At 59.2% G+C, this 25,341-nt stretch carries 18 protein-coding genes; 14 read left to right on the top strand and 4 right to left on the bottom strand.

Annotated features, from left to right (window positions below; translation table 11 throughout):
- Positions 1–88 precede the first annotated feature (88 nt).
- Positions 89–4,936, top strand: coding sequence for a dermonecrotic toxin domain-containing protein (locus KVG87_RS00730; RefSeq protein ID WP_217848623.1), 4,848 nt, complete (start codon positions 89–91; stop codon positions 4,934–4,936).
- A 71-nt stretch (positions 4,937–5,007) separates the two neighbouring features.
- Here the strand turns inward: KVG87_RS00730 and KVG87_RS00725 are convergent, their stop codons facing one another.
- Entirely contained in the window at positions 5,008–5,277 is a 270-nt protein-coding gene (locus KVG87_RS00725) for a PepSY domain-containing protein (protein WP_041480965.1), read from the bottom strand.
- Positions 5,278–5,430: 153 nt separating this feature from the next.
- On the opposite strand from KVG87_RS00725, the gene KVG87_RS00720 reads away from it, so the two are divergent.
- Positions 5,431–6,432 carry a FecR family protein gene (locus KVG87_RS00720; RefSeq protein ID WP_217848621.1) on the top strand — a complete coding sequence of 334 codons (1,002 nt, stop codon included), beginning with the start codon at positions 5,431–5,433 and terminating at the stop codon, positions 6,430–6,432.
- 53 nt (positions 6,433–6,485) lie between these two features.
- Here the strand turns inward: KVG87_RS00720 and pvdQ are convergent, their stop codons facing one another.
- Entirely contained in the window at positions 6,486–8,831 is a 2,346-nt protein-coding gene (gene pvdQ / locus KVG87_RS00715; protein ID WP_217848619.1) for a bifunctional acylase PvdQ, read from the bottom strand.
- A 243-nt stretch (positions 8,832–9,074) separates the two neighbouring features.
- On the opposite strand from pvdQ, the gene KVG87_RS00710 reads away from it, so the two are divergent.
- On the top strand, positions 9,075–9,452 hold the full coding sequence (locus KVG87_RS00710; RefSeq protein WP_041480968.1) for a fe2+ zn2+ uptake regulation protein: 378 nt from the start codon (positions 9,075–9,077) through the stop codon (positions 9,450–9,452).
- Positions 9,453–9,461: 9 nt separating this feature from the next.
- On the opposite strand, the gene KVG87_RS00705 is transcribed toward KVG87_RS00710, so the two are convergent.
- Positions 9,462–9,650 (bottom strand): hypothetical protein, encoded by a 189-nt coding sequence (locus KVG87_RS00705; protein ID WP_122507300.1) that lies wholly within the window; start codon positions 9,648–9,650, stop codon positions 9,462–9,464.
- Positions 9,651–9,960: 310 nt separating this feature from the next.
- Between KVG87_RS00705 and KVG87_RS00700 the strand changes: the two genes are divergently transcribed.
- Genes KVG87_RS00700 through KVG87_RS00680 form a run of 5 tightly spaced genes read left to right on the top strand, consistent with a single transcriptional unit; the run spans position 9,961 to position 17,009 of the window.
- The gene (locus KVG87_RS00700) at positions 9,961–11,208 is read left to right on the top strand and encodes an MFS transporter (protein WP_217848617.1); all 1,248 of its coding nucleotides are present in this window, start codon (positions 9,961–9,963) and stop codon (positions 11,206–11,208) included.
- A 9-nt stretch (positions 11,209–11,217) separates the two neighbouring features.
- Positions 11,218–12,348 (top strand): LuxE/PaaK family acyltransferase, encoded by a 1,131-nt coding sequence (locus tag KVG87_RS00695; protein ID WP_217848615.1) that lies wholly within the window; start codon positions 11,218–11,220, stop codon positions 12,346–12,348.
- Between the two features lies 1 nt (position 12,349).
- A complete protein-coding gene (locus KVG87_RS00690; RefSeq protein WP_217848613.1) occupies positions 12,350–14,752 on the top strand; it encodes an aldehyde dehydrogenase family protein in 2,403 nt (800 codons plus the stop codon).
- Positions 14,753–14,794: 42 nt separating this feature from the next.
- Complete coding sequence (locus KVG87_RS00685; protein WP_217848611.1) at positions 14,795–16,105, top strand: phenylacetate--CoA ligase family protein; 1,311 nt, start codon at positions 14,795–14,797, stop codon at positions 16,103–16,105.
- Complete coding sequence (locus KVG87_RS00680; protein ID WP_217848609.1) at positions 16,074–17,009, top strand: GNAT family N-acetyltransferase; 936 nt, start codon at positions 16,074–16,076, stop codon at positions 17,007–17,009. Before KVG87_RS00685 ends, KVG87_RS00680 begins: the two co-directional genes overlap by 32 nt.
- A 45-nt stretch (positions 17,010–17,054) precedes the next feature.
- On the opposite strand, the gene KVG87_RS00675 is transcribed toward KVG87_RS00680, so the two are convergent.
- A complete protein-coding gene (locus tag KVG87_RS00675; RefSeq protein WP_024012886.1) occupies positions 17,055–17,582 on the bottom strand; it encodes a hypothetical protein in 528 nt (175 codons plus the stop codon).
- Positions 17,583–17,935: 353 nt separating this feature from the next.
- Between KVG87_RS00675 and KVG87_RS00670 the strand changes: the two genes are divergently transcribed.
- The 6 genes from KVG87_RS00670 to glgA all read left to right on the top strand — a co-directional run bounded on the left by KVG87_RS00670 (position 17,936) and on the right by glgA (position 25,324).
- Positions 17,936–19,927: a methyl-accepting chemotaxis protein gene (locus tag KVG87_RS00670; protein WP_217848607.1), complete on the top strand. Its 1,992-nt coding sequence runs from the start codon at positions 17,936–17,938 to the stop codon at positions 19,925–19,927.
- A 240-nt stretch (positions 19,928–20,167) separates the two neighbouring features.
- Entirely contained in the window at positions 20,168–20,614 is a 447-nt protein-coding gene (locus KVG87_RS00665; protein WP_076563052.1) for a DUF411 domain-containing protein, read from the top strand.
- Positions 20,614–21,048, top strand: coding sequence for a YqaA family protein (locus KVG87_RS00660; protein ID WP_217848604.1), 435 nt, complete (start codon positions 20,614–20,616; stop codon positions 21,046–21,048). The genes KVG87_RS00665 and KVG87_RS00660 overlap by 1 nt, the downstream gene beginning before the upstream one ends.
- 86 nt (positions 21,049–21,134) lie before the next feature.
- A complete protein-coding gene (locus KVG87_RS00655; protein WP_076563056.1) occupies positions 21,135–22,181 on the top strand; it encodes an alpha/beta fold hydrolase in 1,047 nt (348 codons plus the stop codon).
- 12 nt (positions 22,182–22,193) lie between these two features.
- Positions 22,194–23,147: a D-2-hydroxyacid dehydrogenase family protein gene (locus KVG87_RS00650; protein ID WP_217848602.1), complete on the top strand. Its 954-nt coding sequence runs from the start codon at positions 22,194–22,196 to the stop codon at positions 23,145–23,147.
- A 590-nt stretch (positions 23,148–23,737) separates the two neighbouring features.
- Positions 23,738–25,324 (top strand): glycogen synthase GlgA, encoded by a 1,587-nt coding sequence (glgA, locus tag KVG87_RS00645; RefSeq protein WP_076563059.1) that lies wholly within the window; start codon positions 23,738–23,740, stop codon positions 25,322–25,324.
- Positions 25,325–25,341: the final 17 nt, after the last annotated feature.

Here is a 25,341-nt window from a genome sequence, read left to right as displayed (position 1 = left end):
CGTGCGGTCACTATCTACCGCAAGTGCTCCACTCTGCGCATTTACTGTTGAGTTCCAGCCCAATGGCGCCCTGTTCAGAGTTGCAATGATGTCCACCCCGACTGCCCCGCTGTTGTTTCCAGTGGTATTCGATTCACCCGGCCTGCACGCTAACCTCGGTCCGGCACACGGTCTCAACAGCAAAGACTTCGACTGGCTTGCACATGCGCAACTCGCTACGCAATCACTGCGCAACAAGCAAACCCCGCCAATGCTGGCCGAACGCATCCTGCTCAACGCCGACAAGCAACTGGCCGTGCCGCTGGCAGGCAGCTTCATACTCAGCGCCGGGCCGGATGACAACGGCGTGTTTCTCTATACGCCCTACGATGGCCTGAAAAAATTCGCTGACCGGCAAGCCCTGACTGATGCCCTGCAGAAACGCCTCGACAACGCCAGGGAAAACGATGATCTGCTGGCTTTCCTCTCGGTTTCATTGCGCAAGGAACTGGTGGAGAAACGCGGTATCACTCTGACTTGCGAAACCATCGAAGGTGATGTGTTCGAGGACCAGCAATTGGCAATCGGCGACTCTCTGGAGAGGTGCGCCCGTGACTTGCTGGACGAGCTTAAACGCCTGCCATCCCTTGCAACGCTGCTGGAAAAGATTCTCGACGAACTGCTCGAAGCGCATTTTGGCGCGGTGCAACAGTCGCTTACCCGGGTCGGTTTCTATTCGGTGACTTCTTCGGATGGGAAACAGTGGGTCGACTCGCTGTCGCTGACTGAAGCGCTGTTGGTGCACTTTCACCGTCAGGGCTGGCCCCACGGTCAGGCCGTAGAATTCACCCATCCCGCCCGTTCGGTACGCGAAGACGATCAGTCGGCCTGGAGCAATGCGATCAAGTCGGCGTCGGGAAAACTGACCATGCTGTTGTTTCGACAGCTTGAGGTGTTTTGGAACGGCGCTTCATTCGAAGGCTCGCCCAGACGTACTTTCTTCAGCCAGACGGTGCAGGATCAGGCGCGCGCGGATCTGATGATCAAGCGCGAAACGCAGATCCTCACCGCCAGCGAGTTCGACGCCCTGCACAGCCTGGTACGTGAGCCAACCGTTGCGGTACGGCGGCCAACGTTCGAAACCGTGTGCCTGAGCGAAGAAACAGCCTGTGTCGAGCTGGCCGGTTCGCTGATGATCAATCACGACAAGGCTTATCTCTATACGCCCAGCCAGGGCCTGCAGGTACTCACCGACTACGCCGACCTCAAACAGACACTGACCGCCAAACTGCGGGCAGCCGGGCACGAAGATGAGCTGTACGGGCTGATGAACCTGCAAGAGCGCAATCGCTACCTTGGCTTCGCTAACGCACAGGTATCCGGGGAAAACATTGGCGGTGAGATCATGACGACGCTGTTCGAGGCCATCCTCACCAAGCAACGTCAGAACGTTGAATTCGTTCTGCAGCGTTTTCGTCAGAGCGAGCGCACCACTGACATCCATGCGCTCTTCGACAAGGCGTTGGATATCCGCTCAATGATTCATGAACGGCTGCTCAAGCTCGACGTCAATCAGCGCTGGAGTACCCGGCCGTTGTTTACCAGTACACCGCCATCGTCACTCGTGCAGGCAGACAAGGCTGCGCAGCAGGCGACACTTCTGGGACGGACGCTGGATAATCTGACCAGCCACTTCAAAGACCAGCCGACCGCGCACGGCGCCGAACAGCGCGTATTTCTTGAAGGCATTCTGTGGAAACTGGCCCAGGCATTCGAAGACGGCCTGCGTGGTGAGGCGTACCTGCGCAGCCTCAGCGGGTCATGGCTGGAGGCGGAACGAAAGATCGTCGACACCGTGTTCGATTCCAGGCACCCGACACGCAGGGACCGCCAGTCACTCAATGGTTTCCGCCCCGATGCCTGGTCACTGACCCTCAACGGGGCCGAGCCCAACGCTGCGCTGCCGCTCGCTCACTGCGTGCTGCTGACCGAGCGCGGCGGCATGGACGTGAAACATTCCGGGCGCGCCATCCTCTGGACACCGGCCCTGGGCCTGGAGCTGTTTGACGACATCGCCAATGCGCAAAAGCAATTGCAACAACGACTGGACGACAACAATCAGAGTCACACGCTGCTGGAAAATCTGCCAAAGGCGCAACACGGACTGGACCAGCAATACACACTGGGCGAGTTTCAATTGATTGATGGCAGTGTCGCCCGAGACCGCATGCAATCGGCCATTGAACAGTTCCTGGCGGAATGTGAAAGGCTGCGAGTGTGTATCAAGGAGCCAAAGACATTGGCGACCTTCCTTGATCAAATGAAAAATGCTGTCATCGATACCAACCTGCGACGCGCGATCGATCTTGCCAGCACCCTTTCGCGTCATCTGGATTACCCCGACTGGTTGCGCATGGCCTCGGCGACGGAGCAACGCACGCAACTCGCGCTGCTGGATGAACTGCGGCATGCGTTCATCGATGGCAAGGATTTCCTCGATGAGGTCCCGGCGCTGGCCACTCATATCGAGCAGACCCTCAAAACCCTGCTCGACGCGCGCTTTCCAGGCAATGGGCTCAAGCCACAGGACATCCGGATCACCCCCAACCTGATATTGGCCGGCCCTGCCTGCAACTTGCTGGAATTTGCCTTGCATCACTACAACGTCGTGCAGGGCAGCGGTTTCAAAGTCGCCTCGACAACGGCCACAGCCTTACCAAAAGAGTTTGCCCAGGCCGCGGTACGGCAATTACTGCAATCTCTTGATGTTGCTACCACCTACACCGCGAAAGTGACCGAAGCGCTGTCAGCCGACAGCCCGTCTGCTCGCACCAGCAAAGAACGGTTTTTGCGCCAGTTGCCTTGGCAATTGATGCAACACGCTCACTCGATGAAATTGCAACAACAGCTCTCGGATACCGGTTATGACTACATTTGCCAGGTCCTCGACATGCCTGACGGGATAGCGCGCGCTGCGGTCGAGGGCGCTCATGCCATCGCCTGTCCGCTATCGTTGATCAAGACTTCAGGCGCTGATTGCGTAGACGCGCTCGGACTGTATGTCTTCGGTCCGGGCGCAGGGCAAACAGGTCCCCGGGTTCTCTATGCGCCTTACTCAAGATGGGTATTTCGCGAGTTCGAGAACGAAGCGCAGTTGATCGAAGCACTGAATACCCCCGGCCACTTTCAGGACTTGCTCATCCGGCGTCTGCCTGACGCGCAGCAGGCCGTATTCAAGAGCTTGTTGAAAACAACGATCGGCAAAAACAGTGAAATCACACTTCATGACTCCCCCATGAGGGGCAACATGCTTGAGCGGTTGCACAAAGACACCCTGAGCCTTCTGCCGCAACTGTTGCGCAGCCAGCCACAGATCAATGGCCAAGCGGATTGGGAAGCGGTGAAGTTTCTTTTCAGTCACGGCGTGCGCCTGGTGCCACATTTGCTACCGGGCAAACTCGCGTCCGGTTTTTTTCTGTGGCGAAGCTATCAGGACTTCAAGGCGTCCGCCGAAGGCCTTCAGGATCACCACTGGGCAAATGCCCTGAAAAGCTTCATCGCAGGGGCGATTACCCTCTTCAGCCTGGGACGTCTGTCATGGGAAAGCGAGGCAGAAACGGCCGGCTCCGAATTCGCCGCAGAGGCGCAAGCACCTGCGGGTACAGCCACAACGGTGCAAGTCGCCTCTCGCTGGGCAAAGGTGTCGCCCGTCACGCCCGCTCGGATTGATTTGCAGCCCTTTGAAAGCAGTACGGCGCTGGAATCCCTCAAGCTTGATGCCAATGAGCTGGTCTATGGGGATTCGTTGACGACGCAGAAATACGCCGCCATTGCCGGCAAGGTGTATCCGGCAGTCCAGGTCGAAAAAAGCTGGCATTTGCGCAAAAAAGACGGCAGTCAGGGGCCGGCACTCGAAGAGAAAAATGCCCGTCTGGTTATTGCGAGCGCCAGCCAGCCGGTTCATCGCTGCCGATCAAAACGTCGTGACCCTGCTCAACATGAAGTCGAGGAAAACCGCTCAATAGAGATGTATATCCAGGCCAGAGGCATGGCCCAGATCCACCGTCGCTATCCGGCCAGGGCTTTCGTGATACAGCAAGCCGTAAACCGTGCAAGAGAATACGCAGTCAACTGCCTGCATAACTACGTTACACAGCGCAGCAATCCTGCGGGCACACGGCTGGAGACGGTTTTGAAGGAGTTCTTCGAGGTGCATGAGGTAACGCCCTTGCTGCTCACAAAACTCGAGAAAGTGATAATTCCTGTCTGCCAGGAACTGACGAACCCAAAAGATGATTTGCTCTACACCGAGCGCTTTTTTATTGGTCTGAATGGGCCTGGCAGCGCCAATACCGTTGCCTTCGTTTTCAAACAGGACAAACAAAAAATAATTCATCTCACCGAGGTTTTTTTCAATCCAAGAATGGACAGATACACCGCCCATTTACCTCCTCGGTTCAACGTTGATTCACACGCACGCGCGCTAACGCTGATCCATGAACTCTCGCATCTGGTTTGCGACAGCGAAGATCTGGTAACGGTCCAGGCCATGGGGCCTTATCTCGATCTTATCGACACGACGACGGCAGAGGGGCAAGCGGCCAAGGACTCGCTTGAACGTTATCGCAGGTTATTGTCGCGCTACGGCAATCTCTCGCACCTGTTTGCGGTGAAATCCGATAACCACGTCTGGACCGATCTGGACAAAATGCCGACGCATGCCGCGGATTACCTGAAAATCCTCAGCCTTACCAAAACCACAAACCTTGCAGACGCGCGCCGAGCGTTTCGCAGTCCTGTTTCAGCAGATGCGCGGGTCGACGTGATGCTCGCCAACGCCGACTCTATCGCCCTGCTCATCAGCGAACTGGGGCGCCAGCTCGACCCGCTTCCGGCGCCCATACCGCTACCGGCGCCGGTTGCACATCAGGCAGGGTCCTCGCAAGCGCTGGCGTGACGACCAAAAAAATGCGCCGGCGTGACGCCAGCGCATTGCTCATGACCAGAATCAAAAATTACTACGGTCGGTTAGTCCTTCTGATCGCGCAGTACATTGCCCGAGGCGCCGTCGATGCGGAACTCGTAGACAATGCCGTCAGCCTTGCGCCCTTCGCCTTCCCAGTAACCGTCATTGTCGGCGCCGATCTCATAGACCTCGACATAGCCGGCCTTGGTCTTGGCGACCTCGATGGCTTTTTCGATGGTGATCCAGCCTGCGCCCGGCTTGTCCGCCAAGGCGGCACCGGCGCTGAGCAAACCGGCAGTGGCGATCAGGGCTGCGAATGTCTTTTTGATCATTTTTTCACTCCATTTATGGATAGTAGGCAGTTGCTTCCTGTTTTTTTGGGCGCCACAGGGAAAAATAAGTTCCGCGTTGATGGGTAAATGCCATGACGGATGTTCTCGGCAGCCTGCCGGCGAGGTTAGAATGAGCGAAATCAGGACGAGTCAATGACCCAAGACACTCTCTCGGAAGCCGAATACGATGCGATCACCGATGCCGCCGCGCACTGGTGCATGCGTCTGCACGCCGCTGACTGCACGGACGAGGAGCGTCGCGCATTTGAGACCTGGCACGATGCACATCCTTTGCACGCTTTCGAATACGAAGCCATGCAGGAGATCTGGGAAGTCGCCGGAGATCTGCCGCGAACCGAGCCCGAGGCACTCGCCGCGCAGCGCAAGCCTTCGCGTTCGTGGCGCAAGTTCGCGGTCATTGCTGGCGCCTGCGCCCTCGCCTTGCCGCTTGCGGCTTACAGCGGCTGGAGTCTGGGCTGGGTGCCCAATAGTTATCAGCATTACGCCGCCACCGACAGTGTGCGTCAGATCACCCTGAGTGACGGCAGCCAGCTCGAACTCAACCTGCACACCGACCTGACCTTCAGCAATTACAAACATGAACGTCGCGTCACCCTGAACAAGGGCGAGGCGTTTTTTAATGTCAGCCATGACACGTCTCATCCGTTCGTGGTTCGCGCCGGCGACGGCAAGATCCGCGTGACCGGAACGAGGTTCAATGTGTGGATGTACGAAGATCAGGTGCGGGTCAATCTGGTCGAGGGTTCGGTGTTGGTCAGCAGCAATCGCGATCTGCCGGGCGACGGTCTGCGCCTGAGCCCGTCGATGCAAGCACGTTACCGGCATGGCGATTACGCGCCGCAAATCAGTCAGACCTACCCTGGCGACACCTCGCTGGCCTGGCGCAGCGGCCGATTGGTGCTCGACAACCTTGCGCTGCACGACGCTCTGCCGCTGATCAACCGTTACCTCGACAAGCCGTTGATGCTGGCCGACACCAATACCGGCGCGATCCGCGTGGGCGGCGTCTACAACATCAAAGAGATGAACCACCTCGCCAACAGCCTGCCGAAAGTGCTGCCGGTCTATTTGACGCGCAACAAGGAAGGCAACCCGGTGATCAATTCGATGCCGCAACGCCCGCCGAAAAGCTGAAGGCCGCGTCCCTTGCGGGAAGCGGCCTTCGTTTGTTTCGAGCTGTGACTGTTTTACTGCGCTGCCACCTTCCCTTCCTGATCCTGTGCCTGTTGAATCGTCTGCACCTGATATTGCGGATCCGCCTGGATCTGCTGTTCGGTGAACGGCAGAACACTCCACTGTTTCTTCGAAAACGCAGCAGTCTGATCCCGCGAGTATTTCGACATCGGATCACTGGATAACGAGAACGCCAGCAGCCCTTGGGCGTGCGGGCCTTTTTCATCGAAGCTCACCACTTGCAGGTAGCTGGTGCCGCTGACCACTTCAAGTTTGCCATCCTCACGGGGCACGCTTTGCATCGCGTTATAGATGCCCAGCGTCCCCGGCCCGCCATGAATCGGCGTTTGCTGCCCGCCGCTGCTGACCACCTGGATATCACCCCAGCGCGTTTCAGGTTTCAGGCCCATTTTTCCGACCCGCTCGACCGACGCCAGCATCGCTTCACGCAGTGCTTTGGCTACGGCAGGTTGTTCGACTGCCAGGCCGCGAGGAGTGTGTTGCGCATCTGCCGGATTGAATGCAACACGCCAGATATCCGCTGATTCAAGCAGCGCCTGCATGATGTTCTGAAAATGCACCAGACCGAGCCCGGAATCCAGATTGGCGCGGCCGTCCCAGGCTTTGAGGCTGGCGCACGCAGACTTGAGTGTCGCGGCATCGCTGCCCAGATCGGAGCCGCAGAACTTCAGCAGATCGGGCATGACCTGCGCGGCCAGATAGACCTGATCGTCCATGACCATGTGCTGCAGATCCTTGACTGCCAGCGGGCCTTTCTTGCTCAGTTCACCCAAACGATCAAGCGCAAATCGTGAGCGCAGGCCCAGCGGTTGTCCTTCCTGACTGATCAGCGGTGAATAGCCGGTGAGCGGTTGAGCCGGGTTGGCCAGCCATGCCGAGTCGTTGGAGTGCTGAACGAAATCCCTGCGCAGCAATTGCGGCAACTGGCTGGAAGCGAAGATGCCCTTCTGCGCCGCGTGCGGATCGACATCCCAGGCACAGCCGCTGTTGGAACCGTCCAGCACGATCATGCGCAGACCGAGGCGTGGGTCGCTGCACTTGGCTAGTTTTTCCGCGCTTACGTTCGGTACCACCGACAGGTTCATGTACAGCGTCTGGCCCTTGTCATCCACTGCCAGGGTGTTGACCCACGGAATGCCCTGGATCTTGTGCACCGCGTCTTGCAGATCCTTGAGATTGCTGGCCTGGTTCATCGCATACCACTGTTCGAGCACGCGATCGTTGTCGAGGTTGGCATCGCGCAAGCTGTAGGCATATTGCCTGTCCCAGTCGAGCTTGCCCGGCCATTGCACGATCGGGCCGAACTGCGAACTGTAGATATCGCGCGCAACTGCTACGACCTGTCCGTCAGCCTGCTTGACCTGCACGGTAACCGTCTGTTTGCTCAGTGGCAGCGACTTGCCGTCCAGCAAATATCGAGTCGGATCCTTCGGGTCGAGTTGCAGGCGATACAACGTGAAGTGTTTCGACGAATCGACGGTATGGGTCCAGGCCAGATGCTGGTTGAAACCGATATTGATCATCGGCAATCCCGGCAAAGCGGCGCCCATCACATCAAGCTTGCCGGGGATGGTCAGGTGCATCTGATAGAAGCGCATGCCCCCGACCCATGGGAAATGCGGGTTGGCCAGCAACATGCCACGGCCATTGAATGAGCGCTCGCTGCCGACTGCCACGGCATTGCTGCCGCGATCCAGGGCGAAACGTTGCTGACGCGCGTCGGCCAACTGGAACGCCTCGGTGTCGTGCTTGACCTGCGCCGTCGCTTGCGGCGGTGTCGCGCCAGCAAGGGCTTCGGCGAACTGCCCCACCCCACCTTCAACCAACAGGCGCCGCGTCAGTTTGACCAGATCCTCGGCGCTGATATCACGTACCCACTCGCCCTGGCATTGCTGCGGCAATCCTTGCTGACGGCGCTCAGCCAGATAGCGGTTGTAACCGGCGGCGTAGCCTTCAACCAGATCATGCACCTGCGCCGGTTGTGCCTGCCAGAACGCCTTGACTGCTTCAGGGGTATTGAGCCAAGTGAAGAACACATCACTGACGCGGTTTTGCCGCTGCTCGACAGTCAACTGCTCCGGGCCGAAATACTGGGAGCGCTGACCATTGACCGTGACGATCTCGTTGGCCAGCAGGCACAGATTGTCCTGGGCGTAGGCGTAACCGATGCCGAAACCCAGACCGCGTTCGTTTTCGGCGCGAATGTGCGGCACGCCAAAACTGGTGCGGCGAATGTCAGCGCTGGTCTGTGCCGATGGGCTCAGCGCATGGGCTGACAGGCTCAGCCCGAACAAGGTGCTGGCGAGGGCCAGCCCGGTGAGTTGCCTGGAAATAATCACGCTTGCTCCTGATCGAAAGGTCGATTGCCCCTGCGTCCACGCGCAATGAGCCTGTCGAAGAAACGAAGCTGAGGGAAAAAATTTAGCGGGTAGCCCATTGGGGCAATGCCGTCATCACAAGGCTGAGACGAATTAGCGACGAAATTTCTACATCTTTTCTTTCATGATTTGTCGTGCTGAAACGTCTTGTTTAGAGAGCGCAACAAAACCTTTCCCGATCTGGCTCTGAAAAGGAGTAATCGCATGTACAACTCGCAACTACCAACGGACGGTAGCCAGACGCCACAGGGCGTTTCCATGAGTTCGCACTCTGGTAATTTCACCCAGCGTGGCGAGCGTCCGGGCAATGAGCGTATTCGTGTGCTACTGAAGAGTTTCGGCCTGCGCACCAGCCTGATTCGCCTGAAAGTCATCGACGCCCTGCTCGTGGCGGCACAGAGCAATCGTCGCCTTGGCGTACGTGGCGTGCATAGCCAATTGCTCGATCTGGACGTGCCGCTGTCGTTTCTCAGCGTGCGCGAAGTGCTTAAACGCTTGTGCGCCGAAGGCGTGATCACCTTCAACGCCGACAAGAGTTACAGCCTGCATCCGCAGGCTGCAGCGGTCCTCAACCACGAATGAGGCTCGCCTTCAGGGCTTGACCTTGCGGCGCATCACGCCGTTGATGATGACCACCACGACCGCCACGCCGATTGCCACGTACTGGAACGTCTTCTCGGTGATCATGCCGGTATTCTGCAGCCAGGACAGGCCCAGCATGATCGCCAGTACCGACAGAGCGATCAGAATCGAATAAATCAAGCGTTGCTTCTGGGTCATTGCGGTTTCCTGAAACATTGAAATGTAGCCGGTTGCGCGCCGAGCGTTTCCTGGATGACGGGGATGCGCCGGGGCAAACGGGTGCTCATGTTACCGCCCCTGAAGACTTTTGGCTGCAAGGTCAGCCGACCTTGAGGCATGGCCCGCCCTCCCTGCTCTGGCGCAACCAGGTAAACAGATTTCGCGCCGCGCCAGTCCTTTAAACATGTCGTAAGTTTTTGAAATCTGCTGACGCAGCAAACGGCTAGGTCGGCTGTGCGCCTGCGCCTAGGCTCTGCGAACTTCCTATAACTCATAAACAGGGATGTTCATGCAGAGAACACTTATCAATATCGGCCCCAGACAGGTTGCGGGTTTCTGTCTTGCGCTGACCGCTTTCGAACTGCTCACTTACATGGCCAGCGATGTGATCATGCCAGCGATGCTGGATGTCACCACCGACCTCGACGCGGACGTACGGCATGTTCCCCATGCCTTCAACCTGTATCTGTTGGGTGGCGTGTGCCTGCAATGGTTACTCGGCCCGTTGTCCGATCAATACGGCCGACGACCACTGTTGTTATCGGGCAGCGCGCTGTTCGGATTGTCGTGCGCGGCAGCTTTTTTCACCGACAGTATTGGAGCGTTCAACCTGTTGCGGCTGTTGCAAGGCATGGGTCTGGGGTTTGTCGTCGCAGTCAGTTATCCGGCGCTACAGGAGGTGTTCTGTGAAGCGGACGCCGTCCGGCTGATGGCCTTGCTCGGCAATGTTGCGTTGTTATCACCCTTGCTCGGCCCGCTACTGGGGCTTCTGTTGCTGGAATGGCTGAGCTGGCGGGAAATCTTTCTGCTGCTGGGATTCACGGCAGCGCTGGTCTGGCTCGGCCTGTTGCTGTGGATGCCGGAAACCGTAGGCGTCGAGCGCCGCGATGGTCATCGAACACCCCGTGTGCCCTTCTCCTGGCGTTGCACTTCACGGCGCTATGGCGCGTTGTTGGGCAATCCGCGCTTCCTCTGTGCCAGCCTGGCGCTGGGCCTGATGAGTCTGCCGCTGATCGCTTGGATAGGCCTGGCGCCATTGCTGCTGGTGCGGGTGCTGGAACTGCCGCCGCTGGAATATGGCCTGTGGCAGATTCCGGTTTTCTCAGCGGTGATTGCCGGCAATCTGATTCTCGACCGCTTGCTGCAGACCCACTCATTGCAGCAATTGATTCAACTGGCGCTCTGGCCGTTCTGTCTGGGCCTTCTGTTTCTGGCCGCGTGCGCATTGCTCGGTGCGGGGCTTGGACCGGTGGTGGCGAGTCTGTCGCTGTACGCCGTCGGTCTGGGCATGAGCAACGCGGCGGTGTATCGCCTGGCACTGTTTGCCAGTGACGACAGCAAAGGCCTGGTGTCGGCGCTGACCGGCATGATCTCGATCGCCGTCATGGGACTTGGCGGTGCGCTGATTGCGACCATCGGTGGCGGCGACCGTCTTGAATACTTCGCCCTCTGGGTCGCAATCGGCGGGCTGATGTGCCTGCCCATGGTGTACCGGCTCCTGCAAACCACCACAGCTGATGTGGCCTCGCCTCAGTAAGGAACACTGATGACTCATCTACCCTATGCCGACGCGCTGTGCGCGTTGAAGCAACCCTATTGCGCGGATTCAGCCGCGCCCGGTCTGTTTGATCGGGCGATGACTGAAATCAGCCGCTTTCACTGCGACCACACCCCGGGTTACGCCCATTGGCTCAACGCCCATGGGCTGGCACCGCAAGACCTCGACAGTCTTGATGACTGGTCGCGTCTGCCGCCGATCTTTGCCAGTTTCTTCAAGCAACACCTGCTGCTCAGCAGCACCGGCGCAGACGCCCTCGAACTGACCTCGTCGGGCACCAGCGGACAGAAAAGCCGGATGCGTTACGACGAACGCAGCCTGGCGCGGGCGCAGTTCATGGTTGCGCAGATCTTCCGCCATTACGGTTGGGACACTCCGGATACGCCGTGCAATTACCTGTTGCTCAGTTATGAGCCGGAGGGGCGTATTACCCTGGGAACGTCGTTTACCGACCAGTTTCTCTGTCGGTTTGCCCCGGTCAATCGCGTGGTTTACGCCTTGCGCAACACCGGTAGCGGCCATCAGTTCGACGTATTCGGTGTCATCGCCGCATTGCAGTCATTCGCTGAAGAGGGTTTGCCGGTGAGGATTTTCGGCTTCCCGGCGTTTCTCTGGCAGACCCTGCAACGCATGCAGGCTACCGCTGTGCAGGATGTGCAATTGCCCGCCGGTTCGCTGGCCTTTTTTGGCGGCGGCTGGAAAACCCAGGCTGCGCAGGAAATTCCTAAACAACAGTTTTATGCCCATATCCATCGGCAACTGGGCATCGAACCCGCCCGCTGCCGCGACGGTTACGGTGCTGTCGAACACGCGGTGCCTTACATCGAATGCGCCCGTCACCGCTTTCATGTGCCGGTGTATTCGCGGGTGCTGATTCGCGATGCGGCGGATTTTTCCCTGCTGCCCTATGGCCAACAAGGCCTGCTCGGCTTCGTCTCGCCTTACATCTCATCCAGCCCGGCGCATGCCGTGGTCATGAGCGACCTTGCCACGCTGCACCCGGGCGCAAGTTGCGGCTGTGGATTGACCAGCGACTGGTTCGAACTGCACGGCCGCGCCGGCACCACGGCCGGCAGAAGCTGCGCGATGGCCGCCGCCGAATTACTGGGAAGTCACTGAAATGTATTTGATCAATGGACAACTGCACGACATTTACAGCCTCGACCAAGCGCTGCAGGACCTGCAACGCGAGTTGCCCCAGCGCTTGGCGACGTTACTAGCCAGCAGCACGGTCATCACGGCGATCACTGTTTTTGCCCAGCTGCTGCGTGACTCGCGCACGGATCTGCCTCTCGACAGCCAACAACGGCAAGCCTTGATCGATTTCTGCCAACCTGAAGCCTTGACGACCAAACGCCAGCGCGAACTTGGCGCCGAAGCCGATTCCCTGCGTCGTTTCGATTATTGTCAGCCACGCTTCGAAGCCTGGCGCCCGCTCGGGCTGGTGGTGCACATCACCCCGGCCAACGCGCCGTTGCTGGCGTTCTGCGCGGTGGTGGAAAGTCTGCTCGCCGGCAACGTCAACTGGTTGCGCCCCAGCCGCAGCGATCAAGGCCTGACGGCGCGACTGTTGCGCGCGTTGGTGGATTGCGATGCAAGCGGACAACTGGCCGGACATGTGGCGGTGATTCCGGCAAGCACCGAGCAGATCGGCAAGCTGTGCAAACCCGCCAACGGCGTTGCAGCGTGGGGTGGCGAAGCGGCCCTGCAAGCCATTCGGCAACAGCTCGCGCCGGGTTGTCGCTGGATCGACTGGGGGCATCGCATCAGCTTCGTCTATCTCACTCCTGCATCGGCTACGCCAGGGGCGCTGGATGCCGTCGCCGATGAAGTCTGCCGACTGGATCAACAGGCCTGCTCCAGCCCGCAATGGCTGCTGGTGGACAGCGACGACACGCAAGTCTTGTGCGATATCGGTGAACGCCTGGCGCAGGCCCTGCAACGACGCGCCGCACAGTGGCCGGCACTGGTGCCGACACGCCAGGAAGCTGCGCAAATTACCACGCACACGCAGATGGCCCGCCTCGGTCAGAGTTTTGCCGGTCACACCGGGCAAGTCTGGAATGGCCCAGGCTGGCGGGTGATCTGGACCCATGATCGGCAACTCGCACCTTCACCGCTGTTTCGCAGCGTATTGCTGCACCCGCTGCCGCAGGCGCTGCTGCCCGCCACCTTATTGCCGTGGCGCAACGTCCTGCAAAGCTGTGCGCTGGTATGCGCACAACCGCAAATTGTCGAGCTTACCCATGCGTTGATCGCTGCCGGAGTCACGCGGATCGCACCGATCGGCAACATTCACGACGGCTACGAGGGCGAACCCCATGATGGCGTCTATGCGCTGCAACGTTTGAGTCGACGGGTATCGGTGAGTCTGGCGGCCATGCAACTGCCGAATCAGGCCAGTCTCGATCCAGCGCCATCAGCGGCGACGCCGTGCGCTGCGATCATGGACAAAGAAGCCTTCGTCGCCCAGCCCATCAACGATCAGGCGCAGTTGTATTTCCGCTCCGGAGGCAGCGGCGGCACCCCTGCTCTGGCCGGCTACAGCTATCGCGACTTTGATCGGCAGATGCGCGCGACCGCTGATGGCCTGTTCGCCGCCGGTCTGGATCCAGCACGAGACCGAGTCATGAACCTGTTCTTCTGTGGCGGGCTGTACGGCGGCTTTCTCAGCTTCAGCAAAACGCTGGAACTGCTTGAGGTGACGCACCTGCCCATGGCCGCCCCTGCTGATGACGATTATCGGGAGATTGCCCAACTGATCATCGATCAACGGGTCAACGTGCTGGTGGGAATGCCCGCCACGCTGCATCGCCTTTTCTTGAATGAGCAGCAGCGGCTGCGCGCTTATGGCGGGGTTGAAAAAGTCTTTCTGGGTGGCGAGCACCTGAGCGAGCAGAACCGTGCATTGCTGCGCAGTTGTGGCGTGTCGAGCATTCGCTCGGCGATCTACGGCAGCGTTGATGCCGGCCCGCTTGGGCATGCCTGCGAGGATTCGGCGGATGGGGTTTTCCATCTGATGAGCGAGATCCAGCAGTTGGAGATTGTCGCGTTCGATGCGGATGTGCCGGTGATCGACGATCAAGTGGGACGGCTGCTGGTCACCTCGCTCGCCCGCGAGGGTGGTCAGCGCGTGCAGCGTTATGAGATTGGCGACAGTGGACGCTGGCTGCCGGGCCTCTGCACCTGCGGGCTGACGTCGCCCCGCTTTGAACTGTTGCAACGCCACGGCAAGTTGTTGCGTATCGGCACTGACTTTATCTCCCTGAGCGAATTGGCATCGCGGCTGCAAGTGCCGTTTCAGTTGCAGCTGGACCACAGCGCTGACGGCGTCGAGCGCATGCAACTGCACAGCGAGCTTACAGCCGCCACGGTTGATACACGTCTCGCCGATTACCTGACCCTGACGACCGTCATCAACAGCGGATTGCTGGTTCTGCAGATCGAGCAATGCTCGCCCGAACACTTCGTTCGAAACAAACACAGCGGCAAGACACCGCTGGTCATTGACTCCCGCCGCTGACGCTTGCCGTGAGCTGGCTCATTCGAATCAAGAAGAACACACGTGAAAACAACCGACTCGATTAGCGAATTAACGGGTTTCGCCCGTGAGCATTCGCCCTACTACAAGAACAGTCTCGCCAACATCCCCGAGGCAATAAGCTCACTGTGCGAACTGCCACTGCTTGATCCGGCAGACTTCTGGAAAGACAGCGCGGATCTGGCGCAATGGCCGGTTCTGACAGCACCGATTGCCCACGCCCTGGTGTTCAAGACCGGTGGCTCAACCGGCGGCGGCAGGCTCTCCGTGTATGCCCGCACGGAATGGCAGCGCACGGTGGAAGATTTCGGCCGCAGCCTGAGTGAACAATTCAGCTCCGGCGACCGTGTCGCCAACCTGTTTTTCGCTGGCGACCTCTACGCCAGTTTTCTGTTTATTCATGACTCACTCGCCCATGCTGGAACAGCTGTTACCGAGTTTCCGTTTACCGGCGAGGTTGATCCACCGAAGTTGGCCGATGCCATCAACCAGCATCGAATCAATGTACTGGCTGGCGTGCCCGCGCAATTACTGACTTTCGCCAGTTGGCTCAAACAGCGCGGACTGACGTTGCCCCTGGTTGATAGCGTGCTTTACGGCGGGGAGAGCCTGTTTGCCTCACAACGCCAGCTCCTTGAGCAAGTGCTGCCCAACGCGCGCATTGCCTCGATCGGCTACGCCAGCGTCGACGGCGGATTTATCGGCGCCTGTCATCCGGACTGCATCGAAGGAGAACATCGCACACCCGACGGTCACGTCCTGTTGGAGATTGTCGATCAGCACAGCGGCGCAACGATCGAGACCTGCAATCAAACCGGCCTGCTCGTATTGACCAATCTGCATCGCCGCTTGATGCCGCTGATCCGCTATCCCGTCGGAGATCTTGCGTGCTGGCGCGAACCGCCAGGCACTGCACGACGCAAATTCGCCCTGAGAGGACGCAGCGGCAATAGCCAGCGGGTGCGGGTCGGCATTCTGTCGCTGATGACCGATGAAATCAGCGAAAGCGTACGGAGCATTACTGGCAGCGACGATTGGCAATTGCTTATCGAACAAGCCAACAGCGCAGATGTGTTGACGTTGAAATATGCAGTCATCGAACGATCGGCTCGCATCGACGAGAAACTTGAGGCCCGCTTGATCGAACTGTACCCGCCGATCACGCAACTGCGGGCTGAGCGGTTATTGGAGCTGCGCATCAAGAGTTGCCGGTTTGAGGACTTGGCGCGCCATCCTCGCGCAGGGAAAAGCCTGCGGATCGTCGACTTGCGCTGCTATGACCAGGAAGAGCGGGAGGTGCGTGATGGAGTCGTTGATTCTGCGCAATTACCGTGACACCGACGCCAAGGCCGTCAGCCAGCTGTTTCGCGAGGTCTACGGTGATCATTACGTGCAAACCGACGTTTACATGCCCTGCCTGATCAATCAGAACCACGCCGACAAACGCTGGCATTCACTGGTTGCAGTGGAGGGTGAGCGGATTCTTGGCCATGCCACTTTGTATCGGCAGAGCGAAAGCTCGCACGATGCCGAACTGGCCTTGAGCGTCGTACATCCCGATACCCGTGGAAAGAACATTGCCACGCGGCTGGGCGGACAACTGCTGACTCATGCGCAGGCGTTGGGTTGTCGCAGCGTCTCGATCAAACAGGTCACCCATCACCCTTACACCCAACGCATGGCTATCAACCTCGGTTTTCACAACACTGGATTGTTGCCGGACTATGTCCGCTCACCCTTTGGTTGTAAAAATCCCGAGTCGATCGTATTGGGTGTACGTGCTATCGATGGCTATCAACGGCCATTGCCAGAACAGGCATGGCCAGCCAGTTGCCGCCCCTTGATGGAGCGTCTGAGCGCTGTGTTCGGCGTCGGGGCTGATGCAGGACGCTGGCGCGGAGCTTCGGTTCAGGTCCAGCAGCACGGCAGCCGCCATGAAATGTGGCTGGAAAAACTCAATCCGGAACTGCTTGACCAGTTGCGATCACTGCCCGGGCATTGGCTGGTTTCAATTCGTCTACAGCTTTCGCGACAGTTTGCCGTGGATCTGCACAGCCTCAACGCCATCGGTTTCGTCTTCACCGGCCTGGCGCCTGCGCAAGACAATCGAGGGGGATGGCTGGCACTGTTTCATCGTGGCTACCGCACGCGCAGACTGACATTGCATTGTCCGCACATGCAGCAATTGCATGACCAGGCACAACGTCCCATCACTCGGCAAGCCGTGCCGGCGGCGTAAACAGCATGAGCCCGCACACGGATGAGCGGGCATCATCAGCAGACGTTACGCCTTTGCCTTCAGGCCTTTGTCGGACGGAACTGCAGCATTGCCTTCGCCATAGGTCTTTAGATTCTGCAGGACGTAAATGGCTTTCTTGAATTCGGGGATCAGGCTCTTGCCGTAGTAATTGCCATTGAGACTGTTGGTCTGGATGGCATCGAGCTGAGTGGCGAAATATTCCAGCGCGTTGAACTTGGCCTCCGGGTCTTTCTGCACGCCGAAGCGGTCGAATTTGTCGCCGGCATTGAGCAAAGTGATCGAGGTGATCTCGGAAATCAGGCCGCGCCCGCGCAGGAATTCGCTGAGGTTGCCCAACTGCTTGACGGAAACGTTGGCCGGGTCGAAGCCCTTGATCTGCTTGCGCAAACCCTGCTTATCCATCTCCGCCACATTCAGCGCATTCGGATCGTTGCCGACCAGCGTCAGCATCTGCTGCACTTTGACGCTCTGCGAAACCTGCTTTTTCGCGCCGGTATCACGGACCATTACGCCTGCCTTGCTTTCCCAGGCGCCGGTATAGCCGATCGTCATGCGAGGATTCCTTGTGCGGTGAGCATGAAATGTCCTTGTTCCAACCAATTGAATGGGCGCGAGTATCGGCCGATGCGCCTGATCGCACCAAGTCTTTTGTGCGCTTTTTTACAAATCTCGTACATTCGTGACACAAGCCTGCATCCCGTAAACATTGGTTCAGAGCCGTCATCTTGATGTAACAAACGTGGCGATCCGGGGGTTTGTACCCATCCCGATACCAACCGGTCATCGCCCAGCGTTGTTTCGGCGCGCAAGCACCTAAAGCTTCGGCCCGCAACGACGATACGCTGTGATACCCGCCCTGTTTTATTCCTGCCCTCCAACAAAAAAGCCGCTCAAGGATCAGTTCCATGCCCGCACTGCGCACTATTCAGGCTCGCTACACGCTGTTTCTGATTCTGTTCATCCTGCTGTTGTCCGTACTGACCGTGGTCGGCATCAGCCAACTGGTGGCACCGACCCTGCGCGATACCGAAGAGAAGGTCGTGCTCAACCGCATCGCCGAAGTCGCCGTGCAGATCCAGGGCGAACTGAACAAGGTCCAGGCGCAGCAACGCAGCATCACCCAGACTATCCCGCTGCTCGACAGCGCCGCCATCGACGTGGTGCTGCCAGGGCTGGTGGATCAGTATGGCGAACTGAAAGTCTTTGGCGGCGGTATCTGGCCGTTGCCGGGCCAGCGCGAAGCCGGGCGTAACAAATTCAGCACTTTCTGGCACCGTGACGCCTCTGGCCAACTCAAGGTCAACACGTTCTGGAACAGCGATGCGGCGCCAAACTATTACGACCAGAGCTGGCACAAGGGCGGCATGGCCACTCCGCGCGGCCAGTGCGCGTGGGCCGCTGCCTATAAAGACGACGCCAGTGCCGAGCCGCGCACCAACTGCGCCATGGCGATCTACAAGAACGGCAGCGCCTGGGGCGTTTCGACCATCGACGTGACCCTGGGCTTCTTCAACGACCTGGTGGCGCGCAAGGAAAAAGACCTCAACGCCGAAATGCTCATCGTCGAGGCGGACGGCAAGATCATCAGCAACAGCTCGCGCATCAGCGGCCCGATCGTGCTGAAAAACATCAGCGAACTGGCGGCCAGCTCGACCTTCGTCAATCAGATCAAGACCGGCCTGCAGAATCGCGATACAGCGCAACGCGTCGAGTTCGATAACAACGGTGAAGATGCCACCTTCTTCATGCGCCCTATCGAGGGCACACCGTGGTTCCTCGCCACCGCCCTGCCGACCAAGATGCTCACTGCCCAGCGCGATGACGTGCTCCATAGCCTCAGCCTGATCCAGATTCCGCTGGTGATCCTGCTGGTGCTGTTGCAGGTTTACGCGATTCGTAAGCTGGTGCTGCGCATGAAAGCGCTGAAGGCCAACATTGACTCGCTGTCCAGCGGAGACGCCGATCTGACCCGCCGAATCACCATTCGCGCCGAAGACGAACTGGGCGCCATCGGTCACTCGGTCAACACCTTCATCGCCTATCTGCAGAACATGATCGGCGAAGTCACTCAGGCCACCGGCGCCATGGCTTCCAGCCTCGACAACCTGCAGCGCACCTCGGCACATACCGGCCAGATTCTGCTGCGTCACGCCTCGGAAACCGACCAGACCGTCACCGCCATTACTGAGATGAGTTCGACCGCTGAAAGCGTCGCGCAGAATGCCGCTGAAACCGCTGCGTTCACCCAGCGTGCCAATGAGAACGCAGACCGCTCGCGCGTCGTGGTGGGTGAAGCGACCAATAGCGTGGTCGCGCTGATCGACGAAGTGGCCAGCGCTACACACAAAGTTGAAAACATGCAGCAGGACGCCCAGCGCATCACCGAAATCCTCGGCGTCATCGGCGCGATTGCCGGGCAGACCAACCTGCTCGCCCTCAACGCCGCGATTGAAGCGGCCCGGGCCGGTGAACAGGGGCGCGGCTTTGCGGTGGTGGCGGATGAAGTCCGCGCCCTCGCCGCCCGCACTCAGGCCAGCACTTCGGAAATCAACGAAATGTTGACCCGTCTGACCCAAGGCGTGAGTTCGTCGGTCAGCGCCATGGAAAACACCCAGGCCAGTTGCCAGTCCGCTGCTGACGCCACCGCCCGAGTCAACTCGGGGCTGGACGAAATGGCCGGTTCGGTCAGCCACATCAACAGTCTCAGCACGCAGATCGCCACCGCCGCCGAACAGCAAAGCGCCGTCACCGAAGAGATCAACCGCAGCATGGTGCAGATTCGCCACATGGTCGATGAACTTGTGCAGAGCGGCCAGGCCAGCGAGCTGAATACCCGCCAGTTGCTCGAAGCCAACAGCCGCGTGAGCGCAATCATGGGGCGGTTCAAGGTTATTTGAGCCAACCGCGACCACGGGGATTTTGGCCTTTACGCCAATCCCCTGTGGGAGCAAGCCTGCTCGCGAAAGCGATTTTTCAGTCACTGTATCTGCGGCTGGTCAACCGCACTCGCGAGCAGACTCACTCCTACAATGGTTCGGGTGTTTTGTAGCAACTGGAAACACTCAGTTGATGCCGGGATGGAAAAACCGGTCAAAATGCGCTCTTTCTGACCTTCACCGAGTCGAGAGCCCATTCCCATGCGAAGCCAACTGCGTCTGCTCGCCCTGAGCGCCCTGTTCACCTCCTCCCTGGCGCAAGCCGCCGATTTGATCCCGATCGAAGTGCACCGCGATGCCAATTGCGGCTGCTGCAAAAAGTGGATCAGCCATCTCGAAGCCAATGGCTTCAAAGTCGAAGATCACGTCGAAAGCGACATGAGCAGCTTTAAACAGCAGCACGGCGTACCACCGCGTCTGGCGTCCTGCCACACGGCGATCATCAATGGCAAATTCGTCGAAGGCCATGTGCCGGCCGATCAGGTGCTTGCGTTGAGCAAGCGCGACGATCTGCTGGGTGTGGCTGCACCGGGCATGCCAATGGGCTCGCCGGGCATGGAAATGGACGGCATGAGCGATGCGTATCAGGTTATCGGCCTGAAAAAGGACGGCGCTGACGTGGTAGTCGCGGACTACCCGGCCCGTTGATGGGGGCAGCCTACTTCGGCCTGTTCTTTGCTGCGTTTGGTGCGGCAACTTTGTTGCCATTGCAATCCGAAGCGCTGCTGGTCGGCCTGATCGTCAGCGAGCGTTACTGGCTGTGGGGTTTGCTCGCGGTGGCGACGCTCGGCAACGTACTCGGCTCGCTGGTCAACTGGTGGCTGGGCCGTGGCATCGAGCGGTTTCAGGATCGACGCTGGTTCCCTGTCAGTCCGCAGCATATGGCCAAGGCACGCAAGCACTATGAGCGCTATGGGCATTGGTCGCTGCTGCTCAGTTGGCTGCCGGTGATGGGCGATCCGCTGACCTTGATTGCCGGCGTCATGCGCGAACCGCTCGGGCGCTTTCTGTTGATCGTCACCCTGGCCAAAGGCGCGCGCTATGGCGTGCTGGCCCTGCTGACACTTGGCTGGCTCGGTTGAACCAACCCTCAGGGTGATTGCCTTTGTTTAACGTCGGCGTAATCCCGACCTTCCAGAGTCAGCCAATTTTCAAGGAGTTTGTGCTTATGTCCGTCACGCTTTCCCGCTGGCTGCCCGGCCTCGTCCTCAGCGCTGCCCTGCCATTAATGGCGCACGCAGCCACTGAAACCGCCCCCGCCGAAGGGCCTGCCTATGGCCCGGAGCTGCAGGGTTTCCAATATCCCTACACGCTTAAACACTTCGCCTTCGAATCCCAGGGTCAGAAACTGCAAATGGGTTACATGGACGTCGCCGCCAATGGCAAGGCCAACGGCCGCACTGTGGTGCTGATGCACGGCAAGAATTTCTGCGCAGCGACCTGGGACAGTTCAATCAAGGCCTTGAGCGACGCCGGCTACCGTGTGATCGCGCCGGACCAGATCGGTTTCTGCACCTCCAGCAAACCTGAGCACTATCAGTACAGCTTCCAGCAACTGGCGACCAACACCCAGCAATTGCTCAAGGCGTTGGGCATTCAGAAATCAACCCTGCTCGGCCACTCCACCGGCGGTATGCTCGCCACCCGTTATGCGCTGCTGTTCCCGGAGCAGGTCGATCAATTGGCAATGGTCAACCCGATCGGACTGGAAGACTGGAAAGCCCTCGGCGTTCCGTATCGCACCGTCGATCAGTGGTATCAGCGTGAATTGAAGGTCACGGCCAAGGGCATTCGCGACTATGAGCGCACCACCTATTACGATGGCCGCTGGAAGCCGGAATTCGATCGCTGGGTCGACATGCTCGCCGGCCTGAGCAACGGTCCGGGCAAGACCCAGGTCGCGTGGAACTCGGCACTGATCTACGACATGATCTTCACGCAGCCGGTGTACTACGAGTTCAAAGACCTGAAGATGCCGACCCTGTTATTGATCGGCACCTCCGACACCACCGCCATCGGCAAGGACCTCGCACCGCCGGAAGTGAAAGCGAAAATCGGTCATTACGAGGTGCTCGGCAAACAGGTCGCCAAGCTGATTCCGCAGTCGACGCTGATTGAATTCCCGGGCATGGGCCACGCGCCACAAATGGAAGAACCGGAGAAATTCCATCAGGCGCTGCTCGGCTGGCTGGGCAAGACTCCTTCCGCTCCTTGATGAGGCAAGCCGATGACGGTGCAGATTGCAGTGATCGATGACTGGCAGGACGTGGCCCGCGACGTGGTCGACTGGTCCGTGCTGGAGAGCATCGGTGAAGTGACCTTTGTGCATGATTACCCGGCCGACAACGCCACACTGGCCGAGCGCCTTGGCAAGTACGAGGTGATCTGCGTCATGCGCGAACGCACGCGCGTCGACGCCGATTTGCTCGGGCGCTTGCCCAATCTGAAGTTGCTGGTCACCGGCGGCATGCGCAATGCCGCGCTGGACATGCCGGCCGCTGCAGCGCTGGGCATCAAGGTCTGCGGCACCGACAGTTACAAACACGCCGCGCCGGAACTCACCTGGGCGCTGATCATGGCGGCCACCCGTGATCTGGTGAAGGAAGCCAATGCCCTGCGGGCCGGCCAGTGGCAGCAGGGCCTCGGCGGCGATCTGCACGGCAAGACCCTGGGAATCCTGGGTTTGGGCAGCATCGGCCAGCGCGTCGCGCAGTTCGGTCAGGTGTTCGGCATGCGGGTGATCGCCTGGAGCGAAAACCTCACCGCCGAACGCGCTGAACAGGCCGGCGTGACGTACGTCAGCAAGCAGCAATTGTTCGAGCAGGCCGACGTGCTGTCGGTGCATCTGGTGCTCAGTGAACGCAGTCGCGGTCTGGTTGATGCCCAGGCGCTGGACTGGATGAAACCGAGCGCGCTGCTGGTCAACACTGCTCGCGGGCCGATCGTCGATGAAGCGGCGTTGATCAAGGCGCTACAGAAACGCCGCATTGCCGGGGCGGCGCTGGATGTGTTCGAGCAAGAGCCTTTGCCGGCCCTGCACCCGTTTCGCACGCTGGACAATGTCCTCGCCACGCCGCATGTGGGGTATGTCAGTCGGCAGAATTACGAGCAATTCTTCCGGCAGATGATCGAGGATATTCAGGGATGGGCAGCTGGGCAGCCGGTGCGTCTGTTGAATTGAGTCCATCACTTTAAAGTTGAGTTGCTGCAACCGCCCTCTTCGCGAGCAGGCTCGCTCCCACAGGGTGTACACGGTCCAATATGGGAGCGAGCCTGCTCGCGATGGGGTCATTTCAGATACCACGCTGAAATACCCTCGCACCACAACGGTGCAACTCGCCCATCCCCTAGCACAAAACCGTGACTACCCAGTCACTGTTTTGGCCCACTCCGACCGAAAAACATGCCCTTCGTCGGAGCGTTTCCCCTCCTGAACCCTCGCTTACATCCCGACACAACCGATTGTCGAACAATTTACCCATTCGCCCCAACCCGCTCTAGGATCTGGCCTAGACTGATTTTTCAGTGGCCAAACCACTCGGTCATACCGACGAAAAAAAGTCGAAACTTTTGCTTCACGCCACAGGTCATCAGAACAACTGGGCGAAAGCGACTGGTGTAATCCTTGCAACGGCCTCACCACCCATTCTGCTTGCGCGTGTTGGGTCAGCATTTGCTCACCGATGCGTGGCGCCTTTGCGCCCGGCCACAGGACTTGGCCACGAAACAGCTTGTTTGAGACAAGAATCAGATCACACACGGGAGATACATATGATCAGTGCGGCATTGGATATTCAGGGAGAGCGTGCTCACCAGTCGCTTGGAGAATCGAGCACCATCAGTGTTCCCGGCAGCCGACAGATCAACGTACCCGGCACCAAGACGCTTGCTCCGGTAGCAAGCCAGAATCCCAACAAGAAAAAAGTGTTGTTCGTGACTTCGGAAATCGCCGATTTGGTCAAGACCGGCGGCCTCGGTGACGTCTCCGCCGCCCTGCCCCGGGCCATGGCTCATCTGCATGATGTGCGGGTGCTGATTCCCGGTTATCCGCAGGTGGTGCACAGCGAAAACCCGATTCACATCATCGGCGAGCTGGGTGGCCACGCCGCGCTGCCACCTTGCAAGATCGGTCGCATGGACATGCCCGATGGCCTGGTGATCTACGTGTTGATCTGCCCTGAACTCTACGAGCGTGAAGGTGGCCCTTACGGCGCCAACAACGGTCGCGACTGGCCGGACAACCATATCCGCTTTGCCCGTCTCGGCCTGGCCGCTGCCGACATTGCCGCCAATCTTGCGCAAATCCACTGGCGCCCGGATCTGGTGCACGCCCATGACTGGCCGGCTGGCCTCGCGCCCGCTTACATGCACTGGCGCGGGCAGCGCACGCCGACCCTGTTCACCATTCACAACCTTGCCTACCAGGGCGTGACGAGCCTCGGTTCCTGCCCGGAGCTGGGAATTCCCACCCATGCCCTGCAACAGGAAGGCATGGAGTTCTACGGCAAGATGTCGTTCCTCAAGGCCGGCATGGCCTATTCGAGCCATATCACTACGGTCAGCGCGACGTATGCGCAGGAAATCACCACGCCTGATTTCGGTTGCGGCCTCGACGGCTTCCTTGCTTCCAAGACCCAGCAAGGCCTGCTCAGCGGTATCCCGAACGGCATCGACGAGAGCTGGGATTCGGCGACCGACCCGCACCTGTTTGCCCCGTTCGCCATCGGCGACTGGGAAGGTAAAGCGGTCAATGCCGCCCATGTCCGTGAGCTGTTCGGCCTGAATGACTCCACCGGTCCGCTGTTCGCCGTGGTCTCGCGACTGGTCTATCAGAAAGGTCTGGACCTCACCGAAGCGGTGTCCGAGTTCATCGTGCAGAACGGTGGTCAGATCGCGATCATCGGTCGCGGCGAGCCGGAAGAAGAGCAAGCCATGCGTGAACTGGCCCTACGCTTTCCTGGCCAGATCGGCGTGCGGATCGGCTTCAACGAAACCGATGCCCGACGCATGTTCGCCGGCAGCGATTTCCTCTTGATGCCGTCGCGCTACGAGCCTTGCGGCTTGAGCCAGATGTACGCCCAGCGTTTCGGCTCGCTGCCGGTCGCGCGCAACACCGGTGGTCTGGCCGACACCATTGAAAACGGCGTCACCGGTTTCCTCTTCGATGAGTCCACCGTTGATAGCTACAAGGAAGCCCTGAGCCGCGCGTTCAAGGTCTTCGCCTTCCCGGAACTGCTCAATGCCATGCGCTGCCGCGCCATGGCTGCACCGTTCAACTGGAGCAAAGCGGTTGAACCGTACGCCGAACTTTACGAACAACTGGTCGCCAAGGCGTTGGGTAAAGCCAGCCACAAATAACCAGGGAGTTGCAGAAA

Source organism: Pseudomonas siliginis (assembly GCF_019145195.1).
Taxonomy (GTDB): Bacteria; Pseudomonadota; Gammaproteobacteria; order Pseudomonadales; family Pseudomonadaceae; genus Aquipseudomonas; species Aquipseudomonas siliginis.
The sequence above is the reverse complement of the archived record's forward strand: the minus strand, read 5'-3'. Positions and strand labels throughout refer to the sequence as shown.